This is a genomic window from Streptomyces sp. NPDC006207 (genome assembly GCF_040613835.1).
Classification (GTDB): Bacteria; Actinomycetota; Actinomycetes; order Streptomycetales; family Streptomycetaceae; genus Actinacidiphila.
This window is the reverse complement of the sequence record NZ_JBEXSX010000006.1, coordinates 18865-36840: the sequence shown is the minus strand read 5'-3', so window position 1 is coordinate 36840 and position 17976 is coordinate 18865. Positions and strand designations below refer to the sequence as shown.

General features: G+C 73.7%; 20 protein-coding genes. 11 read left to right on the top strand and 9 right to left on the bottom strand.

Annotated features, from left to right (window positions below; genetic code table 11):
• The first annotated feature begins 14 nt into the window (after positions 1–14).
• From ABZ312_RS06230 to ABZ312_RS06220, 3 genes are all read left to right on the top strand, one after another.
• Positions 15–665 carry a DsbA family oxidoreductase gene (locus tag ABZ312_RS06230; protein ID WP_500325198.1) on the top strand — a complete coding sequence of 217 codons (651 nt, stop codon included), beginning with the start codon at positions 15–17 and terminating at the stop codon, positions 663–665.
• A 325-nt stretch (positions 666–990) separates the two neighbouring features.
• The gene (locus ABZ312_RS06225; protein WP_500325199.1) at positions 991–1389 is read left to right on the top strand and encodes an MmyB family transcriptional regulator; all 399 of its coding nucleotides are present in this window, start codon (positions 991–993) and stop codon (positions 1387–1389) included.
• 125 nt (positions 1390–1514) lie between these two features.
• On the top strand, positions 1515–2228 hold the full coding sequence (locus ABZ312_RS06220; RefSeq protein WP_500325201.1) for an SDR family oxidoreductase: 714 nt from the start codon (positions 1515–1517) through the stop codon (positions 2226–2228).
• 70 nt (positions 2229–2298) lie between these two features.
• Here ABZ312_RS06220 and ABZ312_RS06215 read toward each other — a convergent pair whose 3' ends face one another.
• The 4 genes from ABZ312_RS06215 to ABZ312_RS06200 form a co-directional block, all read right to left on the bottom strand.
• Entirely contained in the window at positions 2299–3012 is a 714-nt protein-coding gene (locus ABZ312_RS06215; RefSeq protein WP_500325203.1) for an SDR family NAD(P)-dependent oxidoreductase, read from the bottom strand.
• Positions 3013–3097: 85 nt separating this feature from the next.
• A complete protein-coding gene (locus tag ABZ312_RS06210) occupies positions 3098–4393 on the bottom strand; it encodes a YbfB/YjiJ family MFS transporter (RefSeq protein WP_500325205.1) in 1296 nt (431 codons plus the stop codon).
• A gap of 121 nt (positions 4394–4514) precedes the next feature.
• Positions 4515–4817 (bottom strand): muconolactone Delta-isomerase family protein, encoded by a 303-nt coding sequence (locus tag ABZ312_RS06205; RefSeq protein ID WP_500325207.1) that lies wholly within the window; start codon positions 4815–4817, stop codon positions 4515–4517.
• 192 nt (positions 4818–5009) lie between these two features.
• A complete protein-coding gene (locus ABZ312_RS06200) occupies positions 5010–5399 on the bottom strand; it encodes a YybH family protein (RefSeq protein ID WP_500325209.1) in 390 nt (129 codons plus the stop codon).
• A gap of 237 nt (positions 5400–5636) precedes the next feature.
• Here ABZ312_RS06200 and ABZ312_RS06195 point away from each other — a divergent pair, with 237 nt between their 5' ends.
• On the top strand, positions 5637–6668 hold the full coding sequence (locus tag ABZ312_RS06195; protein ID WP_500436611.1) for a nitronate monooxygenase: 1032 nt from the start codon (positions 5637–5639) through the stop codon (positions 6666–6668).
• 69 nt (positions 6669–6737) lie between these two features.
• Here ABZ312_RS06195 and ABZ312_RS06190 read toward each other — a convergent pair whose 3' ends face one another.
• Entirely contained in the window at positions 6738–7358 is a 621-nt protein-coding gene (locus ABZ312_RS06190; RefSeq protein WP_500357770.1) for an HAD-IA family hydrolase, read from the bottom strand.
• 332 nt (positions 7359–7690) lie between these two features.
• On the opposite strand from ABZ312_RS06190, the gene ABZ312_RS06185 reads away from it, so the two are divergent.
• Complete coding sequence (locus ABZ312_RS06185; protein ID WP_500436609.1) at positions 7691–8749, top strand: alpha/beta fold hydrolase; 1059 nt, start codon at positions 7691–7693, stop codon at positions 8747–8749.
• A 438-nt stretch (positions 8750–9187) separates the two neighbouring features.
• Here the strand turns inward: ABZ312_RS06185 and ABZ312_RS06180 are convergent, their stop codons facing one another.
• Together ABZ312_RS06180 and ABZ312_RS06175 are read right to left on the bottom strand one after the other, a co-directional pair.
• Positions 9188–10873, bottom strand: a complete 1686-nt coding sequence (locus ABZ312_RS06180; protein WP_500325217.1) for a cytochrome c biogenesis protein DipZ — start codon at positions 10871–10873, stop codon at positions 9188–9190.
• Between the two features lie 123 nt (positions 10874–10996).
• Positions 10997–11428, bottom strand: coding sequence for an Ohr family peroxiredoxin (locus ABZ312_RS06175; protein WP_500325219.1), 432 nt, complete (start codon positions 11426–11428; stop codon positions 10997–10999).
• A gap of 216 nt (positions 11429–11644) precedes the next feature.
• Here ABZ312_RS06175 and ABZ312_RS06170 point away from each other — a divergent pair, with 216 nt between their 5' ends.
• From ABZ312_RS06170 to ABZ312_RS06145, 6 genes are all read left to right on the top strand, one after another.
• On the top strand, positions 11645–11824 hold the full coding sequence (locus ABZ312_RS06170; RefSeq protein ID WP_500325221.1) for a hypothetical protein: 180 nt from the start codon (positions 11645–11647) through the stop codon (positions 11822–11824).
• Positions 11821–11952, top strand: a complete 132-nt coding sequence (locus ABZ312_RS06165) for a hypothetical protein (RefSeq protein ID WP_500325223.1) — start codon at positions 11821–11823, stop codon at positions 11950–11952. Before ABZ312_RS06170 ends, ABZ312_RS06165 begins: the two co-directional genes overlap by 4 nt.
• A 265-nt stretch (positions 11953–12217) precedes the next feature.
• Positions 12218–13234, top strand: coding sequence for an alcohol dehydrogenase catalytic domain-containing protein (locus tag ABZ312_RS06160; RefSeq protein ID WP_500325225.1), 1017 nt, complete (start codon positions 12218–12220; stop codon positions 13232–13234).
• Between the two features lie 79 nt (positions 13235–13313).
• Positions 13314–13907, top strand: coding sequence for a TetR/AcrR family transcriptional regulator (locus tag ABZ312_RS06155; protein ID WP_500325226.1), 594 nt, complete (start codon positions 13314–13316; stop codon positions 13905–13907).
• Positions 13908–14074: 167 nt separating this feature from the next.
• On the top strand, positions 14075–14578 hold the full coding sequence (locus tag ABZ312_RS06150) for a hypothetical protein (RefSeq protein ID WP_500325228.1): 504 nt from the start codon (positions 14075–14077) through the stop codon (positions 14576–14578).
• 154 nt (positions 14579–14732) lie between these two features.
• Complete coding sequence (locus tag ABZ312_RS06145) at positions 14733–15560, top strand: PhzF family phenazine biosynthesis protein (RefSeq protein WP_500325230.1); 828 nt, start codon at positions 14733–14735, stop codon at positions 15558–15560.
• 7 nt (positions 15561–15567) lie between these two features.
• Here ABZ312_RS06145 and ABZ312_RS06140 read toward each other — a convergent pair whose 3' ends face one another.
• Both ABZ312_RS06140 and ABZ312_RS06135 read right to left on the bottom strand, forming a co-directional pair.
• Positions 15568–16395: a CPBP family intramembrane glutamic endopeptidase gene (locus ABZ312_RS06140; RefSeq protein ID WP_500436607.1), complete on the bottom strand. Its 828-nt coding sequence runs from the start codon at positions 16393–16395 to the stop codon at positions 15568–15570.
• A gap of 34 nt (positions 16396–16429) precedes the next feature.
• Positions 16430–17926 carry a glutamate-cysteine ligase family protein gene (locus ABZ312_RS06135; protein ID WP_500325234.1) on the bottom strand — a complete coding sequence of 499 codons (1497 nt, stop codon included), beginning with the start codon at positions 17924–17926 and terminating at the stop codon, positions 16430–16432.
• Positions 17927–17976: the final 50 nt, after the last annotated feature.

The window sequence follows — 17976 nt, the reverse complement described above, 5'->3', positions numbered from 1 at the left end:
GGAGATGCGGAAACATGCGCGTCGAGATCTGGACCGACATCGCCTGCCCTTGGTGCTACGCCGGCAAGGCCCGTTTCGAGCGGGCCCTCGCCGGCTTCGAGCACCGTGACGGCGTCGAGGTGGTACACCGGTCGTTCGAGCTCAACCCGGACGCCAAGAACGGCACGACACCGATCATCGACGCCGTGGCCGCGCAGTACGGGCGCACCCGCGAGCAGCAGGTCGCACGGGAGGAGCACGCCGCGTCCGAGGCGCGCACCGAAGGACTGGACTTCCGGATCGGCGGCCGCGTCCACGGCAACACCTTCGACGTCCACCGCCTCCTGCACTTCGCCAAGGAGCACGGCGTCCAGCAGGAGCTCCTGGACCTCGCCTTCCGGGTGAACTTCGCGGACGAGCGTTCCGTCTACGACACGGAGACCCTGCTGGACCTGGCGGCCGAGGCGGGACTGGACCGGGCGCAGGCAGGCGCCGTCCTGGCCGACCCCGACGCCTACGCCCAGCAGGTACGGGCCGACGAGCGGCTGGCCGCTGAACTCGGCGCCGGCGGCGTGCCGTTCTTCGTGCTGAACCGGAAGTACGGCGTGAGCGGACTGCAGCCCGTCGAGCTGTTCACCCGTGCCCTGGAGCAGGCGTGGGAGGACCACGCGGGGGCCCGGGCCTGACGCCCGGCCCCGGGGGGGGCTCCCGCAGTACCCCTGCGCGGCGCGTTCCCCCGTGGCGGGCGCCGTGGCGTGAGGGAGACATACGCGCACATGACCAGGGACAACGCCCGGAACGCCGCGCTCGGGGAGTTCCTCCGCTCACGCCGCGCGAAGATCTCCCCCGCGCAGGCCGGCCCGGTCCCCGAACCGCCCGCGCCCTGCGCCTGACCGACGACGAACGGGTCCATCTGTTCACCGTGGCCAGGTCCTCCGCCCCACCGCCCCGGCGCCCCGTCCGCTGCCGCCGCAACAGGTCCGTCCGGCCCTGCACCGCCTCCTGGAGCCGATGACCGAGGGCCCCGCGCTGGTGGTGGGGCGCCGCACCTGCGTCCCGGCCGCCGACCGGCTCGCCCATGCGCTCCACACCGGCTTCGACGCGCTCCCCCAGCGGCAGCGGAGCATGGCCCGCTTCATCTTCCTCGACGCCCGCCTCTACTCCGGCAAGCACCCCCACGACCCCCGGCTCGCCGAGCTGGTCGGCGAACTGTCCGGGCGCGACGAGGACCTCCCGACGTGGTGGGACGGCCACGGCATCAAGCGCCACCGGCGATCCGGACCAGATCCTCGGCGTCCGCACCGCGGAGCCCGCGACCGCCTCCGACCGGGCCCTGCGCCGGCTCGCCCAGTGGGCCGAACAGGGCGGCCAGCGGCCCGACCGGCCCAGTCATCTGACTTTCACACTTAAAGTCAGCTGTTAGCCTGGCCCCGCAGGCCGATCCACGCCTGCGCCGAGGGCTGCCGCACACCGCCCGGGGCCGCCGACGACCGCGCGGCCGTGCGGGCAGGGCGCGCCCGCAGGAAGGAGGCACGATGCACATCAAGGGGTCGGTCGCCCTGGTGACGGGCGCGAGCCGCGGCATCGGCCGCGCCTTCGCCCGCGCGCTCATCACGCACGGCGCGTCCAAGGTCTACGCGGGCGTCCGCGATCCGGAGAGCCTCGTCGACCAGAGCCTGGTGGACGACACCCTCGTACCCCTGCGCCTGGACGTCACCAAGCCCGACGAGGTCGCCGCGGCGGCCGCCGCGGCCGGCGACGTCAGCATCGTCGTCAACAACGCGGGCACGGGCGGCGCCGGCACCCGTCTGCTGGAGGGTTCCTTCGACGGCGCGCGCCAGGCGATGGAGGTCAACTACTTCGGCACCTGGGCCGTTTCCCGGGCCTTCGCCCCGATCCTGGCCGCGAACGGGGGCGGGGCGCTGGTCAACATGCTCTCGCTGGCGTCCTGGGTCGGCCAGCCGCTGATCCCCGGGTACGCGGCCTCCAAGGCGGCCGCATGGTCGCTGACCGACACCCTCCGGCAGGCCCTGCACCCCCAGGGCACGCTGGTGGTGGGCGTCCACGCGAGCTTCGTGGACACCGAACTCAGCGCGTGGACCGACGCCCCGAAGATCAGCGCCGGGACGGTGGCCGAACTGACCATGGACGCGCTGCTCCACGACCGGCCGGAAGTCCTCGCCGACGAGGAGACCCGGCGCGCCAAGTCCGCGCTCTCCGGACCCCCGAGCCCCACCCCGGGCGCATGACGCGGCGGCGGCCCCGGACGTCTCCGTCCGGGGCCGCCGCCGTGAACTCACGGCCTGTGCAGCCAGCCGGTCAGCGGCCGGCGGTCTGGCCGCCGTCGACGGGCAGGGTCACGCCCGTCACGAACGGCGCGTTCTCCAGGTAGAGCACCGCCTCGACGATGTCGGCGATCTCGCCCATGCGCCCGACCGGGTGCAGCTCGGCCAGCCACTCGTGGGTCTCCACCGGGTGCATCGGGGTCTTGATCGTGCCGAGCGCCACCGCGTTCGCCCGGATCCCCTGCTTCGCGTACTCGGTCGCCAGCGCCCGGGTCGCCGACTGCAGGCCGCCCTTCGTGAGCGAGGCCAGCACCGACGTGATCTTCGCGTCCGCCTGGTCCCCGAGGCTGCTGGAGATCTGGACCACGTGCCCGCCGCCCTGCTGCAGCATCCGCTCCACCGCCAGCTGCGTGATGCGGAAGAAGCCGTCCACGTTGATGCCGAGCACGGCGCGGTACTCCGCCTCGGTGTACTCCGTGAACGGCTTCGCCACGAAGATCCCCGCATTGTTGACCAGCGTGTCCACCCGGCCGAAGCGCTCCACCGCCGTCGCGATCACCCGCTCCGCGGTCGCCCACTCGGCGATGTCGCCGCGGACCGTCACGACGCCCGGGTCCGCCGAGTCGCCGATGTTCCGCGACGTGGCCACCACCGCGTACCCCAGCTTCCGGTACGCCTCGACCAGACCGGCACCGATGCCCTGCGACGCACCGGTGATGACCGCGACCTTCTGACCCTCAATGCTCATGGTGTTACTTCTTCCAGGGGGTGTCATGGGGAATCCGGTACTAGACGACCGGTCACATATAACGTAGACGACCGGTCGAGAACTGTCAAAGACCCGGAACCCGGACGGGGGCGGCGCCGCCGGAGGCGGCTTCCCGAGGGGCGGGCAGGTCCAAGCGGTGCGGGAACCCGATGCGCAGCACGAACGCCGCCGCGGCGGCGGCCAGGACGACCAGTGCCGCCAGGACCAGTGCCTGCTGGTAGCCGTGGCGCAGCAGCGGCGCGACGGCCACAGGGCCGAGGATCTGACCCACCGAGTAGCCGGCGGTCAGCAGGGCGACCGCACGTGGGAACCGCAGATGCGTCCCGGCCGCGAGGGCGACCGTGCTCACGCCGATGAAGGTGGCGCCGAAGAGGAACGCCGAGACGAGCGCGGCGGCGGACCCCCCGACCAGGGCCGGCAGGGCGATGCCGGCGGCCTGCACGACCAGCGCGGCGAGCAGCACGTCCGGGCGGGACCAGCGCCGTCCCAGCCACGCCCACAGCGCGGCGGAGGGGACGGCCGCCACCCCTGCCAGCACCCACGCGGCGGTGCCGAGCGGTCCGGGTGAGCCCTGGTCGATCGCGGCGACCAGGAAGGTGCCGGCGATGATGTAGCCGACGCCTTCCAGCGTGTACGACGCGAACAGGGCACCGAACCAGCGGTGCGTGCGCGGCGCCGCCGTCCGCCCCGGCGCTCCGGGGGCCGCATCGACCGACGCGGCCGCCGCGTCCGCCGCGTCCGGCGCGTCCGGCGCGTCCGGCGCGGGTTCCGTCCGCATGGTCCACGCCGGCACGGCGAGCAGCGCGGCGAGTGCGGCGGACGCCCACCACGCGGCCCGCCAGTCGGCGAAGCCGCGCAGGACGAGGACGAGCAGGCCGGACAGCGCGATCCCTGCGCCGACCCCGCCGAAGCCCCAGCCCGGCAGGTGTGCGGGGTGCGCGCGCAGCCGCCCGAGGAGCGCGCTGACGGCGATGACGAAGACCGTCGCGCTCACCGTGCCCGCGACCAGCCGGAGCACCAGCCATACGGCGGTCGCGTGCGTGAGCGGCATGGCGGCAAGGCTCACGACGAGCAGCACCAGCGAACCGCGCAGGACGGCGGCGGAGCGCGTCAGCCGGGGGAGGACGGTCCCGGCGAGCGCTCCGGCGAGGTAGCCGACGTAGTTGGCCGTCGCCAGGTGCGCACCGGCCCCGGCCGTCAGGCCCGCTTGAGCGTGCATCAGGGGGAGGATCGGGGTGTAGACGAAACGGCCGACCCCCATGGCCGCCGCCAGCGCCGCCCCGGCCCGGGCCACATGGGCCCAGGGCGACCCGGGGGCGCCGCCGCGTGCGGCGGCCGGGCGCCGGGTTGATTGGATCATGACACATTCCTCGACGGGTGGGTTCCGGGACGGGACCGGACGGACCACGGCTCCCCGTCGCGACCGTGTCCGGGCGGCGGGGAGCCGTGTGTGGTGCCGCGTGTGCGGCGGGCGTGCGCCGTCAGGCGTCGCCGTTCGCCTTCCCCGGGTCATTGGGGTGGGACTGCACGGCGGTGACGGCCGCGGCCATCCACGGCCACAGCGGCAGCGTGCCGAGGACCTTCTCGTACAGCTCGGCCTCGTCGGCGGCGCGCCAGAGGCCGATGCTGCGCAGTTCGCCCACGGGGCGCCACAGCCTGACGAGGTGGCCGGCGGCGGCCAGTTCCCCGGCGCGGACGGCCTCGGCCGCGCGACGCCGGTCCACCTCGGCGGGGTCGGTGCCCTCGGGGACGGTGGTGGTGAGTTCGACCAGGAACTCCTTCACGGTGTTGCCTCTCTTCGAAACTGCCGGAACCTTCGACGGGCGGGCACGCGGCCGGACCGGTGTACGAACCGCCGGTCCTGCGCCCTTCCACCCTGCGCCCACGGGCGGGGGCGGCGCCACGACCGCCGCCCTCCCTGCTGGGAGGCGGAACCTCGCAACGCGCTCCACCCGGCGGACGGGGGGCCTTCGGCCTCAGTGGTCGGTGACGATCCGCGAGACGTGGTAGGCGCGGATCAGCCAGTCGTCACCCTCGCGCTGCAGGACCAGCGAGAGGTGCACGGCGGCCTCCCAACCCTCCGCGCCCCGGAAGACGACGTCGGCGAAGCCGCCGGCCACCCGGTCGCCGATGCGGTAGCCCTGCACCTTCCCCACGTCCGCCCAGCGGTCCTCCGTCACGGCCTCGTAGTAGGCGCGCACCGCGTCACGGCCGGCCGTGGTTTCGGGCCCGAACCCCTGGAACAGGGCGTCCACGGTGAACAACTCGGCCATCTCGTCCGGCCGGTGGCCGTCGAAGGCGGCCTTCCAGCGGGACAGCGTCTCGCGCATCGGGTCGTTCGCGGCGTCCTTCGGGTCAGCGCTCATGTCGGTTCTCCTCTGTGCTCAACGGTAGGAAGAACGGCACCCGTCCGCGTGCGGAGGGCGGCCGGATCAGGGATGGGCGATGATAGTCGACCGGTCTAATAAAAATAGTTGGGCGGTCGTATACTGGCAAACACGGGCCGCACCGTGACGCCGGCGAGAAGCCCGCCGCCGGCACCGCCCGCCCCGCGCCCACCGCGCGAACGACCGTCGCCGCCCCGCAGGAGGAACACTCACATCATGGTCTCGCCACTGGCCGCACTCGGGGTCGACGCCCCGGTCCTCGCCGCGCCGATGGCCGGCGGTCCCACCACCCCCGCGCTGGTCACCGCGGCCGCCCGAGCCGGCGGCCTGGGCTTCCTGCCCGGCGGATACCGCACCGCGGCGGCGCTCGCCGAGCAGATCGCCGCGGTCCGGCCCGGACAGGTGCCCTTCGGCGTCAACCTCTTCGCACCCAATCCCGTCCCGGTGGACCCCGACGCCTTCCGGCGCTACGCACGCGCCATCGCGCCCGACGCCGGGACGCACGGCATCGACGCGCAGGCGGCGGAGATCGTCGAGGACGACGACCACTGGGCGGACAAGGTCGACCTGCTGCTCTCCGACCCGGTGCCGGTGGTCAGCTTCACCTTCGGCGTCCCGCACGCCTCGGTCGTCTCCGCGCTGCGCGCCGCCGGAAGCCTGGTCGTCCTGACCGTCACCTCGGCCGCGGAGGCCCGGGCCGCCGCGGAGGCGGGCGCGGACGCACTGGCCGTGCAGGCGTCCGCCGCGGGCGGGCACTCCGGCACGCTCACCCCGCAGCACGTACCGGCGGCCGTCCCCCTCGAGGACCTGCTCGGCGAGGTGCGCGCGGCGGTGCCCCTGCCGCTCGTCGCCGCCGGAGGCCTGGCGACCCCGGCCGCCGTGGCCGGTGCGCTGCGGGCCGGAGCCGACGCGGTCATGGTCGGCACCGTCCTGCTGCGCGCCGAGGAGGCCGGCACCTCCGCGCCGCACCGGGCGGCGCTGGCCGACCCGGCACGCACCGGGACGATGGTGACCCGGGCGTTCACGGGTCGTCCGGCGAGGGCACTGCGCAACGGCTTCACCGACCGCCACACCGGGCACGCTCCGGCCGGCTACCCGGCCCTGCACCATCTGACCAGCCCGATGCGCAAGGCGGCCGCCGCCGCGGGCGACCCCGAGCGGATCAACCTGTGGGCGGGCACGGGCTACCGCCACGCCACCGAGGAGCCCGCGGAGCGGATCCTGCGGCGGCTGGCGTCCGCAATCTGATCCCGGGGCACACGGGCGGGCCGCACACGGCGGCCCACCCGGCCCCGGGCCCGGTCCCGGTCCCGCCGCTCAGGTCAGTGCGACGCCGAGCAGGACCTCCAGCTGCGCGATCGTCTCCTTGGGGTCCTTGGCGTGGACGCCCGCGAGCCCCAGCTGCGCCGCGGGCGCCAGGTACTGCTCGGTGTCGTCGACGAACACGCAGGCCTCGGCGGGCAGACCGAGCTTCTCCAGCGCCAGTTCGAAGATGGCGGGCTCGGGCTTGCGCATCCCGTGGTGCTCGGAGATGACCACCGCGTCGTACGAACCCTCCAGGTCGTGGCCGTCGTAGAGGTCCCACGGCGCGGAGCCCACGGAGTTGGACAGGATCCCCACGCGCACCCCGGCGCGCCGGGCGGCGGCCGCGGCGTCGATCAGGGCCGTCTCGGGGCGGAGGTCGGCGAAGATCCGGCCCATGAGGTTGTCGGGCGCCACGCCGAGGCTGCGGGCCGCCGCGATGTTCCATTCCACCTGGGTGATCGTGCCGCGTTCGAGGTCGTGGGTGCGCCGGGTCCCCTCCTCGTCGAGGTAGAGCGCGGTGATGCACGCCCCCTCGGCCAGTCCCTCGCGCCGTTCGAAGGCGAGCACGGCGGGCAGCAAAGGCGTGGTGAGGACACCGCCGAAGTCGAGGATCAGGCCGGTGCGGTGGGACATGACGGAACTCCTGCGGTAGCGACGAGGACGCCTGCCGCCGCGATGCGGACGCGGCAGCCGCGCGATGGGCCGTCCGCCGGCGACGCTGCCGCACGGTGCCCGAGGGGGCCGGCCGGGAGCGGCGGCCACACGGGCGGCACGCACGGGGCGACGACCGGACGTCATCCTGCCATCCCCTTCCGCGGCCCGCCCGGCCACCCCTCCCCCGGACCTCAGTGGGCCCCCGGACGACGTCGGCAGTGCGTCACCTGCGTCACCACCTTGACCGGTGACGCATGCGCGTGCGAGGGTTGCCGCCGGGAGAACCCCGGGAACAGGAAAGAAGGTTGGGAATGATCGACAGGCGGAGCTTCGGCAAGGTTTTCGGTGCGGGCGCGGCCGCGGCGTCACTCGCGGGGCTGTCGGGCCTCGCGTCGCAGCCCGCCTCGGCGGCGACACCGCACGGGCCGCGGCCGGGCACCGGGGGACCCGCATCCGTCCGGGGGACGTACACCTCCCTCGGCGCCCTCAAGCAGGTCGACGCCGGCGTCCTGAACATCGGTTACGCCGAGTCCGGCCCCGCCGAGGGCCCCGTGGTGATACTCCTGCACGGCTGGCCGTACGACATCCACAGCTACGCCGACGTCGCACCCCTGCTGGCGGCGGAGGGCTACCGCGTCATCGTCCCGCACCTGCGCGGCCACGGCACGACGCGCTTCCGCTCCCCCAGGGCCTTCCGCAACGCCCAGCAGTCGGTGGTCGCGCTCGACGTCATCGCCCTGATGAACGCCCTGCGGATCGAGAAGGCGGTCCTCGCCGGCTACGACTGGGGCTCGCGGACCGCCGACATCATCGCCGCGGTCTGGCCGGAGCGCTGCAAGGCCCTGGTCTCCGTCACCGGTTACCTGATCACCAACCGCGAGGCGAACAAGCAGCCGCTGCCGCCCAAGGCGGAGTGGGCGTGGTGGTACCAGTACTACTTCTCGACCGAGCGCGGACGGCTCGGCCTGGAGGAGAACCGGCACGACCTCGCCCGGCTGGTCTGGCAGTTCAACTCCCCCACGTGGGAGTTCGACGACGCCACGTTCCGCCGCACCGCGGCGTCCTTCGAGAACCCGGATTACGTGGCCATCGTGCTCCACAACTACCGCTGGCGGCTGGGCCTCGAGAAGGGCGATCCGCGCTACGACCGCCTGGAGCGGCGCCTCGCCGCAGGCCCGATGATCGGGGTGCCCACCATCACCCTCGACGGCGAGGCCGACCCGTTCACCCCGGCCGGGGAGGGGGCCGCCTACCGCGCCAAGTTCTCGGGGAAGTACGCCCACCGCACGCTGAAGGGCATCGGGCACAACGTCCCCCAGGAAGCACCGGAGGCCTTCGCCGCGGCCGTCGTCGACGTCGACGCCTTCTGAAGAGCCGCGCCCACCGGCAGGGGGCGGGCGGCGGCGTGACCGCCCGTCACGGAGATCGGTTCGGGGCGGATCGGGAGCACGGCACCCTCGGAGCCGGGCGACCCGGTCCGCCCCTTTCCGCTCCCTCATCGGCCAGGACACCGCCGGCTGCATCCGGCTCGCGGGCGAGGCCGTACCCGGCGTAACCCTCCTCCGCGCGGCCGTTGGCGAGTCCCCCTCGGGTCCCGACAGCGGCACGGACACGGCCGTCGTCGGCACCCACCGCCCGCACCTCGCCGTCCCCCGCCAGGGTCCGCTGTCATCGGCGCCCACCCGTCGCGGTGGCGCGGTGCGCAGGCACGGCGTTCGCGGTGGCCTGGCAGGAACCCCCGGGAAGCAGGCCACCGCCCCCGGCCGCGGGGCGGACGAGGGCGGTAGGGCCGGCCGGCAGCCGTGCGATCAGCCGAAGGTGAAGGAGTAGGCGCTGAGTCCGGGCGAGAGCTTCAGCGTCAGGACGCCCTGCCGGGACGAACTCCCGGTCACCACACGGTGGATGCCGGGGGCGCCGGAGACGGTGAAGGTGCTGGTCCTCCCGTCCAGGGTCGCGGTGACGGTTCCCGTGCCGCCGACGTCGAGGTAGACGTCGCGGGCGAAGAAGTCCAGGGTGATCCCGGCGTTCCGCCCGCTGGTGATCGCCTCCTCGCCGGCGTCCCAGGCCCCGGTCAGGGCGGCCTGTCCCGGCAGGAGCGTCTCCGGGCGGCGGAACTCACCGGTCCCCGTGGCCACGGGTCCGTTCACCACCGCCGCGCTGCGGCCCGCCCCCAGCGGGATCTCCGGGGTCTGCCTCCCGTCGGTCGGGGTGTCGTCGGGTACGTCGGTGGGGGGCGGCAGCGCGGTGCCGGGGCGCGCGTCGGTGAGCAGCCGCCGGATCAGCGACTCGGTGCCGCCGTAACCGCCCTCGCCCACGGCGACGTGCCGGACCCTGCCCCGGGCGTCGATCAGGTACTGGGTGGGCCAGGCCTGGTTGCCGAAGTTGTCCCAGGTCGCATAGGAGTTGTCCAGGGCCACCGGGTAGTCGACGCCGAGCCGCCGGGCGCCCGCCGCGACGTTGCCGGGGACGCGCTCGAAGGCGTACTCGGGGGTGTGCACGCCGATCACCACGAGGCCGTCGGACCGGTAGTTCCCGTACCAGGCGTCGACGTGCTCGATGGCGCGCTGGCAGTTGATGCAGGAGTAGGCCCAGAAGTCGACGAGGACGACCTTGCCGGCCAGTGACTCCTTCGTCAGCGGTGCGTTCCCCGGGGTGTTGAGCCACTGCTGGATCCCCGAGATCTCCGGCGCCGCGCCGCAGTCCAGGAGGACGGAGGCCGGTTCCTCCGCGCAGGAGCGCAGCTCCCGTGAGCCGGACGGGCCGTGCCCACCGGGGAGCCCGGGGCCGGCGATCGCGTCGTTGATGCGCGAGGTGTAGTCGGGGACGGCACGCTGCACGACGTCGGTGAGGTTGAAGGTGAGGCCGAAGGCCAGGACGACGAAGGTCAGTCCGGCGGCGAACCGCACCCCCCGCTGCCGTTCGCGGAACGCGCGCACCCGCTCGCCGACCCTGCGGCCTGCGAGCGCGAAGAAGAGCAGCGGCACCGCCGTGCCGACGGCGAAGGCGACGGCGAGCACGACCGTCCCCGCGCCGATCCGGTGCGTGGCGCCGGCGACGGCGATCGCCGCCAGGACGGGCCCGGCGCAGGGCACGTAGACCGTGCCGAGAACGAGTCCCAGGAGGAAGCCGCCGCGTCCGCCACCGACCCGCCGCTGCCCGATACGTGCGAACGGGCGCTCCAGCAGGTCCTGCACCGCGGGGAACATCATGGCCACGCCGAGCAGGAGAAGCACCCCGAGTCCCACCCACCGCAGGATGTCCGGGGGCACCGGCAGGGCACCGAGCACGAGGGTGCCGAACAGCGTGATGAGGCTGAAGCTGACGACCAGCCCGGCCATCACCGCGTACGGCCGGCTCCTGCGCGCCGGTTCGGCCGCCTGCCCGGACGCCGGGACCCCTCCCGAGAGGAAGACCAGGGGCAGGACGGGGAGCACGCACGGGGAGACGGCGGTGACGAATCCGCCGACCAGTCCGATGAGCAGCAGCGTGAGCAAGACGACCTCCGGACGGAGCCCTCACGGACGGCCCCGGGGGGAACGGCGTCGTGCCGGGGCCCGTGGCCCCGGCACGACGCGGACGGACGGTGCCGCCGCGGGTGGGCGGCGGCGGGTACGGCGTCAGACGACGGTGGCCTCGACGGTCACCGGGATGGCGAGCGCCTTGGAGTAGGGGCAGATCTGGTGGGCGCCCGCACCGAGTTCGTCGGCGGTCTTCTGGTCCACGCCGCCGACCTCCAGGTGCAGCACGGCGCTCAGGCCGTAGTCGCCCTGTTCGTGCCGGTGGTGGAGGGTGACCTCGGCGACGACGGCCACGTCGGGCACGCGCACCTTGCGCTGCGCCGCGGTGATCTTCACCGCGCCCAGGAAGCACGAGGCCCATCCCGCGGCGAGCAACTGCTCGGGGTTGGTCGCCCCGCCGTTGCCGCCGAACTCCTCCGGGACGGCGAGGGTCAGGTCCAGGTGCCCGTCGCTGGACGCCGCCCGGCCTCCGTTGCGGCCCTCGCCGGTGGCGGTGACGACGGCGGTGTAGTGCGTCTCGGTCACGATCATGCCTCTCTCGCGCGTCCCGGGCCGGTCGGCCCAGCGGATCACCTGTCCGGGTGGTGCGACTGTCGCAGAACCTTTCATCACCTGTCAAACAGGTGACGCACTACGTCCCCTTGCCGCCCACCCCGCGACCCGTGAGGTGAATCACTTCCTTGACAGGTGACGAAATGGGGGACATCGTCAACGGGAACGACACCCTTCGGCGGAGGAGACGACGCGATGCCGCCCACGCAACACAAGACCCCCGATGCCGCCGCGGCGGCGCGCAGGGCCCGGTTCGGCAAGCTGCCGGAGCGCGTCCGGCCCGAACAGATGGTCCAGGAGAGCCCGGCCACGGCACCCGACCCGGCCCGGGACGTGTACACCGCCGACGACTGGCTCGTCCGCTACTGCCTGTGAACCCCACCGGCTCCGCCGGCCGAGCAACGGAGGTCTCCCCCGTGCGCATCCCCAAGCCGCTCCTGGCGGCATCCCTGACGGTGCTCGCGGCAGCCGTGAGCGTCGCCTGCTTCGCCCAGGTCGTCTGACCGCCCCGCCCCCATCGCCACCACGCCGGCCCGCCCCGACCACCGTCGGGAGCGGGCCGGCGCCGTCGCACCCGGGGTGCGGCCGGAGCCGGCGGCCACGCTTGACGCATGTGAGACGACCGGTCATATTGGTTCTTCGGTGCAGGCCCGCCCGTCGCTCCGGCGTGACGGGCGCGGCCTGCGCCGCGGCCCGGCGGCGCCGCCCTCGCGGCGGCGCCCGCCCCCGGCCACCCCCACCCCACCGGTCGACCCGTCGAGGAGAACCATGTCCACGTACCGCGCATTCGAGGTCACAGGCGCCCGCAACTTCGAACTCGTCACCCGCGAGGTCGTCGCCCCGCCCGCCGGGCACGTGCGGCTGAGGGTGGAGACCTGCGGCGTCTGCCACTCCGACGCGCTCGCCGTGGAGGGCCTGCGGGCCGACCCGTCGCAGCCGGTCGTCCCCGGCCACGAGGTCGTCGGCGTCATCGACGCCGTCGGCGAGGGCGTGAGCGCCTGGCGCGTCGGCGACCGGGTGGGCGTCGGCTTCCTGGGCGGTCACTGCGGCGAGTGCACGTCCTGCCGACGCGGGGACTTCGTCAACTGCACCGACCAGCCGCAGACCGGCACCACCACCGACGGCGGTTACGCCGAGGTCCTCGTCACCCGCAGCAGCGGCCTGGTCCGGGTGCCGGACGAGCTCTCCCCCACCCTCGCCGCCCCGCTGCTGTGCGCCGGACTCACGACCTTCAGCGCCCTGCGCCGGCTGGACGCCCGCCCCGGCGCGCTCGTCGCGGTCCAGGGCATCGGCGGCCTCGGCCACCTGGGCCTCCAGTACGCCGCCCGGCTCGGCTACCGCGTCGCGGCCATCGCCCGCGGCCAGGAGAAGGAGAAGCTCGCCCTCGAACTCGGCGCGAGCCACTACATCGACAGCGCGGCACAGGACCCCGGAGCCGAACTGCGCAAGCTGGGCGGCGCGGACGCCATCGTCGCCACCGCGGCGAACGGCACGTCGATGACGCCGCTGGTTCCCGGACTCGCCCCGCGCGGGCACATGGTCGTGGTCGGCGTCTCCATGGACCCGGTCTCCGTCGCCACGACCGACCTCGTCCTCGGTTCGCGCACCATCAGCGGGAGCCTGACCGGCTCCGCGATCGAGAACGAGGACAACCTCGAGTTCAGCTCGCGCTCCGGCATCCGCCCGATGGTCGAGACGATGCCGCTGTCGCGGGCGCCCGAGGCCTACGAGCGCATGATGTCCGGCAAGGCCCGCTTCCGGGTGGTCCTGGACGCGGCGGCCTGACCCGGCGGGCCGTGCCCTGCCGGGTGTATTTTTGACAGATCAGAGACGACTGGCCATATTGCGGTGCGGAGGTGGCACCATGGCCCGGCAGAGCATGCGCGAGGCGATCGTCGACGCGGCGGTCGCACAGTTCCACGCGAAGGGGTACAACGCCGCAGGGGTGAAGGACATCACGGACGCGGCCGGCGTTCCGAAGGGGTCGTTCTACAACCACTTCGACAGCAAGGAGTCGCTGGCCCTCGTCGCGCTCGACCGCTACGGCGCGGGCCGGCGGACGCACGAACTGTCGGAACCCGGCACCGCGCCGCTGGCGCGGCTGCGCGCGCACTTCGAGTTCCTGCGCGACGAGACCGTGGACGCGGACTTCACCCGGGGCTGCATGATCGGCAACTTCGGCGCCGAGATCGCCGACCACAGCGAGACGATCCGCGCGGGGGTCCGTGCGTCCCTCGGCCAGTGGGCCTCGTCGATCTCCGGCGCGCTCGCCGAGGCACAGCAGGCCGGCGAGCTGCGGGCGGACCTCGACACGGAGCGGACGGCCCGGTTCATCCTCAACACCTGGGAGGGCACGCTGATCGCCGCGCGTTCCGGCCGCTCGGGCGAGGCCTTCGACGACTTCTTCGAAACGGTCTTCGGAACGCTGCTCGCACCGCCGCCGCCCCCGGCGGCATGACCGACCGGTGCCCGGACGCCCCACGGCGACCGGGCACCGCGCGGACGACCGATGTGCCGTCCAGCCCCTCGAGAGCACGGTCGCGCACCCGCAGCCCGTCGCCCTGCACCCGGTGCGGCCAGGTCACAATGGTGACCCCGCGCGACGTGGCCGGAGGGCGGACGACCATGGGCGTGATCGACACCGCGGCCAAGGAGGCCATGGTGGCCCGGTTCCTCCGCGACCATCCGGACGCGGGCGGGGACGGTGCGGCGCATCCCGCGCTGCGCGGCTGCGCCGAAGTGCCGTGGGCCGGCTTCCCCGGCTGCCCCGGCGGACTCCCGGCCGTCCTCCACGCGCTGCTCGACGAAAGTGCCGCCCCCGAGGCCGCGCGGGTGCTCACCAACGTCCTGATGGACGGTGTCGTGCGGATGGGCGCCGCGATGGCGGCCGCCCTGCCGTTCGTGATCCGTCTTGCCGCGGACCCGGAGGTCCCGGTGAGGTCCGCGCTGGTCGACCTCGTCGCCGTCGCGGCCGGGCTCGCCCGGCCCGTCGACCCGGGGAACGAGCGCGCGGTGCTCCTCCGGGGGCCGGACGGCGATCACCCGGAACGCGCGCAGTGCCGGGCCGTGCTCGACGCGCACGGCGCCCTGGTCCGCACGCTGCCCGGCGACGACGCTCCGCCCGCCTGACGGCGAACCCGGCCCGCACGGGCTTGGCGCCCCTCAAGTGGGCCGGGTCCGGTGCCGGTTGGGGCGCGGGAGCGACTGCGGCACCCATGGCTCGGGCCACAACCCCTCGATTGGCCCTGGCCGGTGGCGCCCGGGCCTCCGTACGCTCGCGGGCATGCGGATTCGTATCGTCGACGCCTTCACCGACCGCCCCTTCGCCGGCAATCCCGCGGGCGTCCTGCTGCTGGACGCCGACGCCTTCCCCGACGACGGCTGGCTCCAGCGGGTGGCCGCCGAGGTCAACCTCTCCGAGACCGCCTTCGCCCACCCCACGCCGGGCGCCCAGGACGCGGACTGGGCCCTGCGCTGGTTCACCCCCAAAGCCGAGGTGAACATGTGCGGGCACGCCACCCTCGCCACCGCGCACATCCTCCACAGCACGGGCGCCGCCCGCGGTCCGGTGCGGTTCGGCGCCCGCTGCGGCATCCTCACGACGACGGCCGACGACGACGGCACCATCACCATGGACTTCCCCGTAGCCCCGCTGACCTCGGTCGTCGTCACCGACGACATCGGCGCCGCGATCGGCGCCGACGTGCTGTCGGTGCACGAGACCGGCGACGACGTGGGCGACCTGCTGGTGGAGGTCGTCGACGAGAAGACCGTGCGGGCGCTCACCCCCGATGTCGCCGCCGTCGCCGCGCTGCCGTCCAAGCGCGGGCTCATCGTCACGGCCGCCGCCGAGTCCCCGGCGACGACCGGCTACGACTTCGTCTCGCGCGGCTTCTTCCCCGCCGTCGGCATCGACGAGGACCCGGTGACCGGCAGCGCCCACACCGCCCTGGCGCCGTTCTGGTCGCGGCGTCTGGGCCGCGACGAGCTCACCGGGTTGCAGGCCTCGGCGCGTTCGGGCCTGGTGCGGACGGTGCTGCGCGGTGACCGCGTGCGGCTCAGCGGCCGTGCCGTCACCGTGATCGACGGCGAGCTGCACGCCCACCCGTAGAGGGGCCTCACGCGGTCGGCAGCCAGCCGACCTTCCCGGCGAGCAGCGCGTAGCCCACGAAGGCCACGATGTCGATCAGCGCGTGGGCCGCCACCAGCGGCCCCACCCGGCCCCAGCGCCGGTAGAGCAGGACGAAGACGACGCCCATCGCCATGTTCCCGATGAGCCCGCCGATGCCCTGGTAGAGGTGGTAGGAGCCGCGCAGCACGCTGCTGGCCACCAGCGCGCCGACCGGTGTCCAGCCCAACTGGCCCAGTCTGCGCAGCAGGTAGCCGACGACGACGACCTCCTCGAGCACCGCGTTCTGGACCGCGGAGGCGATCAGCACGGGGATCTTCCACCAGACGTCGGGCAGCGACTCCGGCACGACCGTCAGGTTGAACCCGGAGGCGCGCGCGCCCAGGTAGAACAGCAGCCCGGTGCCGCCGATGGCCGCGGCCACCGCGGCGCCGCGCAGCAGGTCGGTCCGCGGGCGGCGCAGGTCGAAGCCGATGGCCGGCATACCCGTGCCCTCGCGGGCCAGCAGGTGGGCGACGAGCGCGACCGGGACGAGCGCGGTGGCGACACCGAACAGCTGCCAGGCCAGGTCCAGCCACGGACGGCCCGGCGCCTGCGAGCCGACGAGGGTGGCCGCCTGGTCCTTGAGCCCGCCGGGCTTGGTCAGCGAACCGATGAAGCTGATCAGCGCCGCGAGCGCGCTCGCCCCGAGCGACAGCGCGAGCACCAGCAGGGTCTCGCTGCGCAGCGCGCGCGGGCCGAGCCGCTCCACCGACCCGGCCCCGGACCCGCCCGGCTCCGCCGCGTTCCTGTCCACAGATGCCTCCACCCGCGCCATCCTGCCTCATCGGCGGGGCGGCACGGGCGGCGGCTCAGCGTTCCAGGGGCCACTCGTGCACGGGGGCGCCGGTGTGCATCAGCTCGCAGTAGCGCAGGGTCATCGCGGCCAGCGCCCGCTGCCGGTCCAGTCCGCGGTCCAGCTCCTGGTGGAAGGCGACGGCCTGCCACTCGGCGCCGTTCGTGCGCTTGCGGCAGCGGCCCTCGATGATGCCGAGGTAGTGGTCCCGGTCCACCGGGTCGATGCCCCACGCGTCCAGTCCGGCGGCCGCCATCGGGAGCAGTTCGTCCAGGACGAGTTCGACGGCCCCGATCTCCACGAGGCCGTTGCCGCGTCCCGGCCGGGGCCAGGTGAACACCGCGTCGATGCCGTACCGGCACGCGGCGTCGAAGTTCGCCGCGGCGGCGGCGAACGGCAGCCTGCTCCACACCGGGCGCGACGCCTCGGCGAGGGAGCGGACGAGCCCGTAGTAGAAGGCGGTGTTGGCGAGCACGTCGGCGACGGTGGGCCCGGCGGGCATCACGCGGTTCTCCACCCGCAGGTGCGGCACGCCGTCGACGACCGCGTACACCGGGCGGTTCCACCGGTAGATCGTGCCGTTGTGCAGGGTGAGTTCCTTCAGCTGCGGCACCCCGCCCTCGTCGAGCACGTGCAGCGGGTCCTCGTCCTCACATATGGGCAGCAGGGAGGGGAAGTAGCGCACGTTCTCGGCGAAGAGGTCGTACGCGGAGTCGATCCAGCGCTCGCCGAACCAGGTCAGCGGGCGCACGCCCTGGGCCCGGTGCTCCTCGGGGCGGGTGTCGGTGGCCTGCTGGAACAGCGTGGGGCGGGTCTCCCGCCACAGCTCACGGCCGAACAAGAAAGGCGAGTTGGCGCCGAGCGCGACCTGTGGGCCGGCCACCACCTGCGCTGCGTTCCACACCGCGGCGAACCGCGCGGGGGTGACCTGCAGGTGCATCTGCATCGAGGTGCACGCGGCCTCCGGGGCGATCGAGCCGGAGACGCAGGTCAGCCGCTCCACCCCCGAGATGTCCAGGGTGATGTCCTCGCCGCGGGCGGCGAGGATGCGGTCGTTGAGCAGCATGTAGCGGTCGACGCGGGAGAGGTTGGCACCGACCAGGTCCTGCGCGCCGAGGGTGGGCAGGATTCCCACCATCACGATGCGGGCGCCGACCTCGCGGGCCTTTCCCTCGGCATATCCCAGGCCCATGCGCAACTCTTCTGCGAGCCGGTCCAGGACCCGGCCGGAAAGCCGGTGCGGGGCGATGTTCACTTCAATGTTGAACTGTGCGAGCTCGGTCTGGAAATCACGGCTCGCGATGCGCTCGAGGACCTCCTCGTTCATCATGCGCGGCAGCCCGTCGCGGTCGGTGAGATTGAGTTCGATCTCCAGCCCCATCAGATTGCGGGGGCGGTCGAATCGCTTCTCCTCCAGCAGTCGCTCCAACCCCAGCAGGCACTGCTTCAGCTTCCTGCGGTAGCGCTGGCGGTCGGCCAGGTCGAACCCCGTGGCCGCGACCTTTTCCCCCATCGGAGGTCCTTCCTCGAGTGGGCCGTGATCACATCATGCCCAGCCCTGAG

What these genes read in the sequence shown, in the direction of transcription:
- ABZ312_RS06230 (WP_500325198.1), top strand. Translation starts at nt 15, where the DNA reads ATGCGCGTCGAGATCTGGACCGACATCGCCTGCCCTTGGTGCTACGCC.
- ABZ312_RS06225 (WP_500325199.1), top strand. Translation starts at nt 991, where the DNA reads ATGACCGAGGGCCCCGCGCTGGTGGTGGGGCGCCGCACCTGCGTCCCG.
- ABZ312_RS06220 (WP_500325201.1), top strand. Translation starts at nt 1,515, where the DNA reads ATGCACATCAAGGGGTCGGTCGCCCTGGTGACGGGCGCGAGCCGCGGC.
- ABZ312_RS06215 (WP_500325203.1), bottom strand. Translation starts at nt 3,012, where the DNA reads ATGAGCATTGAGGGTCAGAAGGTCGCGGTCATCACCGGTGCGTCGCAG.
- ABZ312_RS06210 (WP_500325205.1), bottom strand. Translation starts at nt 4,393, where the DNA reads ATGATCCAATCAACCCGGCGCCCGGCCGCCGCACGCGGCGGCGCCCCC.
- ABZ312_RS06200 (WP_500325209.1), bottom strand. Translation starts at nt 5,399, where the DNA reads ATGAGCGCTGACCCGAAGGACGCCGCGAACGACCCGATGCGCGAGACG.
- ABZ312_RS06195 (WP_500436611.1), top strand. Translation starts at nt 5,637, where the DNA reads ATGGTCTCGCCACTGGCCGCACTCGGGGTCGACGCCCCGGTCCTCGCC.
- ABZ312_RS06190 (WP_500357770.1), bottom strand. Translation starts at nt 7,358, where the DNA reads ATGTCCCACCGCACCGGCCTGATCCTCGACTTCGGCGGTGTCCTCACC.
- ABZ312_RS06185 (WP_500436609.1), top strand. Translation starts at nt 7,691, where the DNA reads ATGATCGACAGGCGGAGCTTCGGCAAGGTTTTCGGTGCGGGCGCGGCC.
- ABZ312_RS06175 (WP_500325219.1), bottom strand. Translation starts at nt 11,428, where the DNA reads ATGATCGTGACCGAGACGCACTACACCGCCGTCGTCACCGCCACCGGC.
- ABZ312_RS06170 (WP_500325221.1), top strand. Translation starts at nt 11,645, where the DNA reads ATGCCGCCCACGCAACACAAGACCCCCGATGCCGCCGCGGCGGCGCGC.
- ABZ312_RS06160 (WP_500325225.1), top strand. Translation starts at nt 12,218, where the DNA reads ATGTCCACGTACCGCGCATTCGAGGTCACAGGCGCCCGCAACTTCGAA.
- ABZ312_RS06155 (WP_500325226.1), top strand. Translation starts at nt 13,314, where the DNA reads ATGGCCCGGCAGAGCATGCGCGAGGCGATCGTCGACGCGGCGGTCGCA.
- ABZ312_RS06150 (WP_500325228.1), top strand. Translation starts at nt 14,075, where the DNA reads ATGGGCGTGATCGACACCGCGGCCAAGGAGGCCATGGTGGCCCGGTTC.
- ABZ312_RS06145 (WP_500325230.1), top strand. Translation starts at nt 14,733, where the DNA reads ATGCGGATTCGTATCGTCGACGCCTTCACCGACCGCCCCTTCGCCGGC.
- ABZ312_RS06140 (WP_500436607.1), bottom strand. Translation starts at nt 16,395, where the DNA reads ATGGCGCGGGTGGAGGCATCTGTGGACAGGAACGCGGCGGAGCCGGGC.
- ABZ312_RS06135 (WP_500325234.1), bottom strand. Translation starts at nt 17,926, where the DNA reads ATGGGGGAAAAGGTCGCGGCCACGGGGTTCGACCTGGCCGACCGCCAG.